At 47.9% G+C, this 8,513-nt stretch carries 10 protein-coding genes; 2 read left to right on the top strand and 8 right to left on the bottom strand.

Annotation, left to right across the window (positions count from 1 at the left end; translation table 11 throughout):
* From R3177_RS10905 to ffh, 7 genes are all read right to left on the bottom strand, one after another.
* On the bottom strand, positions 1 to 845 hold an 845-nt coding region (locus tag R3177_RS10905; protein WP_318971056.1), incomplete at its 3' end, for a 3-deoxy-7-phosphoheptulonate synthase.
* Positions 846 to 1,087: 242 nt separating this feature from the next.
* On the bottom strand, positions 1,088 to 1,726 hold the full coding sequence (locus tag R3177_RS10900; protein WP_318971055.1) for a DNA-J related domain-containing protein: 639 nt from the start codon (positions 1,724 to 1,726) through the stop codon (positions 1,088 to 1,090).
* Between the two features lie 52 nt (positions 1,727 to 1,778).
* Positions 1,779 to 2,138: a 50S ribosomal protein L19 gene (gene rplS, locus R3177_RS10895; RefSeq protein WP_097110305.1), complete on the bottom strand. Its 360-nt coding sequence runs from the start codon at positions 2,136 to 2,138 to the stop codon at positions 1,779 to 1,781.
* 22 nt (positions 2,139 to 2,160) lie between these two features.
* Positions 2,161 to 2,937 (bottom strand): tRNA (guanosine(37)-N1)-methyltransferase TrmD, encoded by a 777-nt coding sequence (gene trmD, locus R3177_RS10890; RefSeq protein WP_318971054.1) that lies wholly within the window; start codon positions 2,935 to 2,937, stop codon positions 2,161 to 2,163.
* Positions 2,937 to 3,473: a ribosome maturation factor RimM gene (gene rimM, locus R3177_RS10885; protein ID WP_318971053.1), complete on the bottom strand. Its 537-nt coding sequence runs from the start codon at positions 3,471 to 3,473 to the stop codon at positions 2,937 to 2,939. The genes trmD and rimM overlap by 1 nt, the downstream gene beginning before the upstream one ends.
* A gap of 27 nt (positions 3,474 to 3,500) precedes the next feature.
* Positions 3,501 to 3,752: a 30S ribosomal protein S16 gene (rpsP, locus tag R3177_RS10880; protein WP_318971057.1), complete on the bottom strand. Its 252-nt coding sequence runs from the start codon at positions 3,750 to 3,752 to the stop codon at positions 3,501 to 3,503.
* 136 nt (positions 3,753 to 3,888) lie between these two features.
* On the bottom strand, positions 3,889 to 5,256 hold the full coding sequence (gene ffh, locus R3177_RS10875) for a signal recognition particle protein (RefSeq protein WP_318971052.1): 1,368 nt from the start codon (positions 5,254 to 5,256) through the stop codon (positions 3,889 to 3,891).
* 170 nt (positions 5,257 to 5,426) lie between these two features.
* Here ffh and R3177_RS10870 point away from each other — a divergent pair, with 170 nt between their 5' ends.
* Together R3177_RS10870 and R3177_RS10865 are read left to right on the top strand one after the other, a co-directional pair.
* The gene (locus tag R3177_RS10870; protein ID WP_318971051.1) at positions 5,427 to 6,233 is read left to right on the top strand and encodes an inner membrane protein YpjD; all 807 of its coding nucleotides are present in this window, start codon (positions 5,427 to 5,429) and stop codon (positions 6,231 to 6,233) included.
* Between the two features lie 80 nt (positions 6,234 to 6,313).
* Positions 6,314 to 7,603, top strand: coding sequence for an HlyC/CorC family transporter (locus R3177_RS10865; protein WP_318971050.1), 1,290 nt, complete (start codon positions 6,314 to 6,316; stop codon positions 7,601 to 7,603).
* Between the two features lie 44 nt (positions 7,604 to 7,647).
* On the opposite strand, the gene R3177_RS10860 is transcribed toward R3177_RS10865, so the two are convergent.
* On the bottom strand, positions 7,648 to 8,286 hold the full coding sequence (locus tag R3177_RS10860; RefSeq protein ID WP_318971049.1) for a hypothetical protein: 639 nt from the start codon (positions 8,284 to 8,286) through the stop codon (positions 7,648 to 7,650).
* Between the last annotated feature and the right edge of the window lie 227 nt (positions 8,287 to 8,513).

The raw sequence follows: 8,513 nt of genomic DNA, 5'->3' as shown, positions 1-8,513 counted from the left end.
GCCACAGCTGGCTGGCGATTGTGATCTTTATTAGAGTTGCCGTGACTGCAGTCAACTACGATGCCATGGGGTAAATTCAGCTTATCCAGCTCAGCGAGTGCCGCGTTAATGCTATCAGCATCATAATTAGGTTTAACGCCGCCGCGCAAAATAATATGGCCATCCGGGTTGCCAGCAGTTTGCACCAGACTGACTTCGCCTCGCTGATTAATACCAATAAAGCTGTGGCCACTGGCTGCCGACTGTAAGCCATTTAACGCCACATTTAAATTACCATCAGTACCGTTTTTAAAGCCGACAGGCATGGATAAACCACTGGCCATTTCCCGGTGGGTTTGTGACTCTACTGTACGAGCCCCTATTGCTGCCCAGCTTATCAGATCAGATAAATATTGCGGGCTAATCGGGTCCAGCGCTTCGGTTGCCGCTGGCAGTTCCATTTCAACTATTTTTAATAACAGCTCCCGGCCCCAGGTTAGGCCGGTTTCCAGATCGAATGAGTCATCCAGATGGGGATCATTAATAAAACCTTTCCAGCCAACGGTAGTGCGGGGTTTTTCAAAATAAACCCGCATCACAATATATAAACTATCAATATATTGCTGCTGCAACGCTTTTAACTTAGTGGCATATTCAATGGCTGCCACCGGATCATGAATAGAACAGGGGCCGGTAACGACCAGTAAACGCTTATCGCGGCCATGAACAATGTTAGCAATATCAGCGCGGGCCCGGGCCACAAAATCAGCCCCCTGCTCCGACAAAGGCAACACTTTTTTCATTACCGCGGGCGGGCTCAGTGGCTTGGTTGCCACTATTCTTAAATCATCGACAATCTGGCTCATGCTAACTCCACTTGCTGGCTGAGGTGCTGATGTTTAAGCATAGATAAAAACGACGGCACAACTGGTCTGACGCTTTGATGTAAACTTAAATATACAGCACGTAATTATTTAAATACAATTTTGGCATACTAAAGATCTTGACTGGCAGCGTCAACCCGGTGAAGACCAATAAATACGCAATTAGCGGGTTATTTTCGCCTTGATAAATGGCGTAGAGCAATTAATACGAAATGAGGTGGGTATCAGAACTGGCGCAGTAACAATAGGTAGGCCTGGCGAATTTTAATAAAATCAGCAGCATTGCCGGCAGTGCGATCCGGATGGGCTTGCAGTGCCTGACTGCGATAGGCTTTTTTCAGCTGAGTCAGATTATAACCGGCCGACAGTTGCAACAACGCTTCAGCCTGTGCCATGTTGAGTGTAGATTTCTCCACTGCATTGCGATGGTAAAACTGCCAGAATCGCTGCAGATAATCATCCAGCAATTGCTCACTCATAACATAGAAGTTTTGCCAGTCCATGTAGTAGTCGCGCCGGCTGGCGTTGTCACTATGCGCGGCCAGTTCACTACTCCCCGCTGATGCGGCTTGATACCAGCATACCTTTGCCAGCCCAATGCTCAGAAAACCCTCACCACTGGTAAGCCATTCTGTTTGCAACCGATATAACAAATGATACAACACAAAGTGCTGCTGAAAACGTTGCAGATCCGGGCTAAGTTCGGTATCGGAGCTCAATTTCAGGCCGAGACGGGACATCAGGTACTGCTCGGTCAGGGTGTTATCACAACTGTCCGCAATACCTGATTGGATCAGGCTGGCCAGTTGGTTTTTTAACAGCTGTAATACCGGTTCAGTTAGTGGAGCCTGAGCACTTATCATAAGCAAAAGGTCATAAGAAAAAGGCCGGCAAATGCCGGCCTTTACAGGTTGCTTAGTTAAGCTTTTCGCGGATACGCGCTGATTTACCTGAACGATCGCGTAAGTAGTAAAGCTTAGCACGGCGAACCGCACCACGGCGCTTAACAGTAATGCTGTCAATTAACGGGCTGTGCGTCTGGAATACACGCTCAACACCTTCGCCGTTAGAAATTTTACGGACGGTGAAGGCTGAATGCAGACCACGATTACGCTTAGCAATAACTACGCCTTCATATGCCTGCAAACGGCTTTTGTCGCCTTCTTTAACTTTAACCTGAACCACAACAGTGTCGCCCGGCGCGAACGCTGGAACGTCTTGTTTTAACTGTTCATCTTCAAGTTGCTTGATAATGTTTTGGCTAACTTTGCTCATAACAATCTCACTTTACCTGGAATTAACTATCTTGCTGCTGCAACGCCTGGTGTTCCTGTTGAAACTCAGCCAGTAATTTGCGTTGCTCCTTAGTCAGAGCCAGGGGTTTTAATATATCTGGCCGTCTTAACCAGGTCCTTCCCAGGGCCTGTTTCAAACGCCAGCGTCTGATTTCTTCGTGGTTACCGCTCAGCAATACTGACGGCACCTGTTTATTGGCTAACACCTCTGGCCGGGTATAATGCGGACAATCCAGCAAGCCATCAGAAAATGAATCCTGCGCTGCGGATAAGTCGTGCCCCAGTACACCTGGTACTAAGCGGGACACTGCATCAATCAGTGTCATCGCCGGCAACTCGCCCCCACTTAACACGTAATCACCCACTGACCATTCTTCGTCAATTTCGTTTTCAATTACGCGCTCATCAATGCCTTCGTAACGGCCAGCTACTAACAGTAGCTTATCGTGCGCGGCCAGCTCAGCCACACCTTTTTGATCTAACTTACGGCCTTGCGGCGATAAGTAGATGGTGTGCACCTTGCCCCCTGCGGCCTGTTTTGCCGCCCGAATTGCTTCGGTCAGAGGCTGAACCATCATTAACATGCCCGGACCACCACCATAAGGCCGGTCATCAACAGTACGATGCTTATCCGTGGTAAAATCCCGCGGGTTCCAGCATTGTAACTGCATAATGCCCTGCTTTACTGCACGGCCGGTGACCCCATATTGCGTAATTGCATCAAACATCTCCGGAAATAACGTTACAACGCCAAGCCAGAGTTTAGTGTTTTCCTGCATTAAAACGCCGGATCCCAGTCAACAATAATCCGCTTTTCAGCCAGGTCGACGCTTTTTACCACTGTATCGGTTAAAAACGGCAACAAACGCTCTTTCTTACCAAATGCATCTGTCCGGTTGGCTTTCACGACAATAACATCGTTAGAGCCGGTTTCCATCATGTCCGATACTTCACCTAAGTGATAACCCGCTTCGTTTACCACGGCCAGACCCATCAGATCTTTCCAGTAGTAATCGCCATCTTCTAATGAAGGCAGCGCCTGCGACGTTACCGCTATTTCAGCGTTGACGTAACGCTGGGCCAGGTCACGGTCATTGATGCCATCCAGTTTTGCTATCAGGCCATTACTATGGCGCTTCCAGCTTGCAACCTGCACCGGTAGCCAGTTACCCTGCAATTTAATCTGCCAGGGTGTATAGTCAAATATCCCTTCCGGGATGTCGGTGTAAGCATTTACCTTAAGCCAGCCATTAATGCCGTAAACGGCACCGAACTTACCAAGGACAACCAAATCTTTGTCGTCTTTGTTACTCAAGAGTAATACTCCACACCAGATTGCTAATTAAGCAGCTGCTTTCTTAGCGGTTTTTACCAGGTTTGCAACGCGGTCACTTAATGCAGCACCTTGTGCTACCCAGTGCTCAACACGTTCCAGGTCCAGACGCAGTTTCTCTTCAGTACCGCCAGCGATTGGGTTGAAGAAACCCACGCGCTCAATAAAGCGGCCGTCACGAGCAAAACGGCTGTCCGCTACCACAACTTGGTAAAATGGACGCTTTTTCGCGCCACCACGTTGTAAACGAATAGTTACCATACCGTCCTCTAAAAATAATCGTTCAGGTTTTAAAAAATAATAAAGCCCCCAGTCAGACTGAAGGGCTGCTGCATTGTACGGATTTTTGCTGCAAATGCAAGCCATTTCAGGCGTTGCAGCGCCTCCGTCAGCTGGTTCAGCGCGGCGGTAACATACCAGGGGGCAGTTTGCCTCCCATGCCGCGCATCATTTTCATTAAGCCGCCTTTGCCCGACATCTGCTTCATCATTTTCTGCATCTGCATAAACTGCTTCAGCAACTTGTTGATGTCCTGTACCTGACAGCCGGAACCGGCGGCGATCCGTTTTTTCCTTGAGCCTTTAATTAAATCCGGGTAATTGCGCTCTTTCGGGGTCATTGAGTTAATAATCGCTTCCATCCGGACAAACTGCTTTTCATCAAGCTGACTGGCAGCACCAGCCGGTAGGTTTTTCATGCCTGGCAGTTTATCCATTAACGACATCATGCCACCCATGCCACGCATTTGTACCAGCTGGTCGCGAAAGTCTTCTAATGAAAAGCCTTTGCCTTTCATCATCTTCTGCGCCATTTTCGCCGCTTTGTCTTTATCGACTTTCTGTTCCAGATCTTCGATTAAACTCAGCACATCGCCCATACCCAGAATACGCGATGCTATGCGGTCAGGGTGAAAGGGCTCCAGGCCATCGGTTTTCTCACCAGTGCCCAAAAACTTAATCGGCTTACCGGTAATATGACGAATAGATAAAGCAGCACCGCCACGGGCGTCACCATCGACCTTAGTTAAAATAACCCCGGTTAATGGCAGCGCTTCATTAAAAGCTTTCGCGGTATTAGCGGCATCCTGGCCGGTCATTGCATCGACTACAAACAGTGTCTCAATAGGCTTAACAGCAGCATGCAGCGATTTAATTTCTGTCATCATGTCTTCGTCGACATGCAAACGGCCAGCAGTATCGACCAGCAACACATCAAACATCCGGGTACGGGCATGGGCAATAGCCGCATTGACAATTGCCACCGGCTGCTGACTTAAGTCACTGGGGAAGAACTCCACGCCAACATCGGCTGCCAGGGTTTGTAGCTGCTTTATTGCCGCCGGCCGGTAAATATCGGCCGATACCACCAGTACCTTTTTCTTTTTCCGCTCTTTTAAGAATTTAGCCAGCTTTGCCACTGAGGTGGTTTTACCCGCCCCCTGCAAGCCAGCCATCAGCACTACCGCCGGCGGCTGAGTATTCAGTGCCAACTCTTCATTGGCATCACCCATCGCTTCTTCCAGCGCTTTGCGGACAATTTTCAGAAACTCCTGACCGGGTGTCAGGCTTTTGCTGACCTCAAGGCCAACAGAGCGCTCTTTTACATTGGCGACAAAATCCCGTACTACTGGCAAGGCCACATCAGCCTCAAGCAAAGCCATCCGTACTTCACGTAAAGTATCTTTGATATTGTCTTCAGTCAGCCGGCCACGGCCACTGATATTCTTTAAGGTTCTGCTTAACCGATCAGACAGGTTCTCAAACATTTTTATTACCCGTATTTCACTATTGCGCCGATTATAACGCAGCCAGAGTGTTACGTCAGCCGCTTATCACGTGCTAAAGTTGTCAGAACAGACTTCCAGCTATAACTACTGGGCATAAGTACACAGTTACCATACAATAGCTAACTAACTGAATAACAGGATTGTTAATAATGAGCGGACTGCTTTCTTTCTTCGCATTAGCGGCTTATTTACTGGCAACAGGCTCAGTACTGATGCGGTTATTTCATCCTAAAGGTCCGCACTTTAAATTAATGTTCAGTGCCGGCATTCTGGGGCTGGTGCTCCACATGCTGGCCCTGACTCAAACCTTGTTTACCCCGGCAGGTCAGAACTTCAGTTTAATTAATGTCAGTTCACTGGTTTGCTGGCTGGTTACCATGGCGGTCACGATAACAGCACTTCGCACGCCCACCGTTTTACTGCTGCCGGTGGTTTACGGTTTTGCTGCATTAATGCAGCTTGCTACCTTATTAATCCCGCAGGATTTACAAATCCAGCATTTTGAACAAAATATCAGCTTACTGGTGCATATTACCCTGGCATTTCTGGCCTATGTGGTACTGACCATGGCAACCCTGTATTCATTTCAGGTCAGCTACATCAGCAGCAAGCTTAAGCAAAAAGACTTTACCCCGGTAAGCCAATACCTGCCGCCGTTAATGCAGGCAGAAGCGATTCAGTTTCGGCTATTAATGGCCGGCACAGTGCTGCTGGGACTGGCATTAGCTATTGGCGTGATTTTTATTGAAAACTGGCTGGGCAAAGCTAACCTGCACAAAACCGTACTAAGCGCAGCAGCTTTTCTGGTTTTTGTTAGTCTGTGCTGGGGCCACGCCCGCAAGGGCTGGCGCGGCAGAACTGCGATTACCTTAACCGTGATTGGCACCAGCTTGCTGACGCTGGCATATTTTGGCAGCCGCTTTGTCAAAGAGGTGATAATTGACCGGCTGGGTTAAATTGACGGTTTTTAATAGCGCCCAGCGCTGAACTGCTGTTAAGATGCAAACTGATGTTTGGTAATAAAGGTATTTAGCTCTTGGACGACATATCGACCAGTACGCTGTTTATAATTTTAGGCGTGCTTATTGTGCTTTCCGCTTACTTTTCAGGCTCTGAAACAGGCATGATGTCTGTTAACCCCTACCGCCTTAAACACCTGACTAATGCTAAAAATAAAGCTGCACTGCGGGTCAGTCGCTTATTAAAACGCCCTGACCGCCTGATTGGTCTTATTCTGATAGGTAACAATCTGGTTAATATTTTTGCCTCTACGGTGGCGACGATTATCGGGGTAAGATTGTATGGCGATTACGGGGTTGCTATTGCCCCGATTGTACTGACCGTGATCATTTTAATTTTTGCTGAAGTCACCCCCAAAACCCTTGCCGCGCTGCATCCTGAAAAAGTGGCACTGCCAACATCAGCAATTTTGTCCGTTTTGCTGAAAATCTTTTATCCTTTTGTCTGGGCTCTGAATAAAATCACCAATGGCCTGCTTAACCTGCTGGGTGTCAGCCCCGAGAAGCATCAGGGTAACAGTTTAAGCGCCGAGGAACTGCGAACGGTGGTTTATGAAGCCGGTGCGCTTATCCCGGAACAGCATCAGAATATGCTGGTGGGCGTACTGGACCTGGAAAATGCCACCGTTGAAGATATTATGATCCCGCGTAACGAAATTGTCGGTATCGATATTAACGACGAGTGGAAAGACATAGAGCGGCAACTGGCGAATTTTCAGTACAGCCGTATTTTGCTATACAGAGATAATATCGACGATGCGATTGGTTTTGTTCATCCGCGCGAACTGATGCGGCTGTTAATCAAGGAGCAACTCACTAAGGCATCGCTGCTGCGTGCTGCCAGTGAAATCTATTTTATTCCCGAAGGCACACCGCTTAATACCCAGCTACTAAAGTTTCAGGGGGCTAAGGATCGCATTGGTTTAGTGGTAGATGAATATGGCGATATTCAGGGTTTAGTTACGCTGGCTGACATTCTGGAAGAGGTGGTAGGTGAGTTCACTACCGACATAGCCGAAGACACCAACGAGGATATTCTGGCTCAACCTGATGGTACCTTCCTAATTGATGGCAGCATCAACTTACGGGACTTAAACCGGGAAATGAAGATGAACTTTCCGACCGACGGGCCTAAAACATTGAACGGGCTGATTCTGGAATATCTGGAAGAAATACCACAGGGCCGCCTAAGTGTTAAGCTCTCTGGTTATCCGCTGGAAATTGTTGATGTACAGGATAATATGATCAAAACCGTCAGATTGTTAATTAATCCGAAAAAATCAGCTACCAAAAAAACGGCACACTAACCGAAGACGAGGTCTGAAATAATCATATTACTATGGCGGCGCGGCTAACCAAATAACAGCCGCCGTAACCAGCCGCGCTGTAATTCTTTCTCACATTTTTTCAGTTGGGCGCTATATATTTTTGCCCGGTCGTCAACCCGGCGTGCTACGTTTAACAGCCAGGCCTTATTTTTGTAAGTTTTGCGCCGGTATCCGCCCCAGCCCTCATGATAATTCAGATACTGATTGTACCCATCCCATTTTGATACTTTATTCAGCCGGTACGTTTTATCAATATACCAACCCATAAAATCGATAGCATCGGCAAAATCGTCGCGGCTGGCCCAAAACCGATCGGCTTCTTTAACATATTCATCCCAGGTTACTGTCTTCGCCTGTGAATAGCCATAAGCTGAGCTGCCCCGGCCATATGGAATAAAACCGATAAACCAGCGCATCGGTGGGCGGGCATTATGCTTAAAACTGCTTTCCTGATACATAATACTCATCGGCAATGCGATGGGCATGCCCCACTTTTCGCTGGCGGCATTGGCCGCTTTATACCAGGAACGATTTTCACGAAAAATCTCGCAAACATCAGACGTATTCTGCGGCGGTGGTGTGCTGCAGCCGGTAAGCGTAGCGGCTAAGATTAGGGCCACTGAATTTTTAATATTTTTCTGGCTAAATTGAACTTTCTTCATCAGGCTGATTCTAACAGGGTGCAAGGATGCAAACCACGTTTTGTTTTTCCCCTGGATTCTCCTTTTAGCGGCTGCCACCCGGCAGCCGCTTTTTTATTCATTTAAGCGGTCAGCGGCAGTTATTGACATGCAGGAACTTCAGCAAAATAGTCTTGGATGTACTGATCGAAACTCATATTGTCTGCGGCTTCTATTTGTTGCTGCTGCTTCACCGACACTGCTACTGC

This window comes from Arsukibacterium sp. (assembly GCF_033722355.1).
Taxonomy (GTDB): Bacteria; Pseudomonadota; Gammaproteobacteria; order Enterobacterales; family Alteromonadaceae; genus Alishewanella.
Note: the sequence above shows the minus strand (reverse complement) of the source record. Positions and strands in the feature narration are given on the sequence as shown.

Bases quoted from the DNA above. Each gene is read 5' to 3' on its own strand.
- trmD (WP_318971054.1), bottom strand. From the start codon at position 2,937: ATGCAGGAAAACACTAAACTCTGGCTTGGCGTTGTAACGTTATTTCCG.
- rplS (WP_097110305.1), bottom strand. From the start codon at position 2,138: ATGAGCAAAGTTAGCCAAAACATTATCAAGCAACTTGAAGATGAACAG.
- rpsP (WP_318971057.1), bottom strand. From the start codon at position 3,752: ATGGTAACTATTCGTTTACAACGTGGTGGCGCGAAAAAGCGTCCATTT.
- ffh (WP_318971052.1), bottom strand. From the start codon at position 5,256: ATGTTTGAGAACCTGTCTGATCGGTTAAGCAGAACCTTAAAGAATATC.
- R3177_RS10900 (WP_318971055.1), bottom strand. From the start codon at position 1,726: ATGATAAGTGCTCAGGCTCCACTAACTGAACCGGTATTACAGCTGTTA.
- R3177_RS10860 (WP_318971049.1), bottom strand. From the start codon at position 8,286: ATGAAGAAAGTTCAATTTAGCCAGAAAAATATTAAAAATTCAGTGGCC.
- R3177_RS10870 (WP_318971051.1), top strand. From the start codon at position 5,427: ATGAGCGGACTGCTTTCTTTCTTCGCATTAGCGGCTTATTTACTGGCA.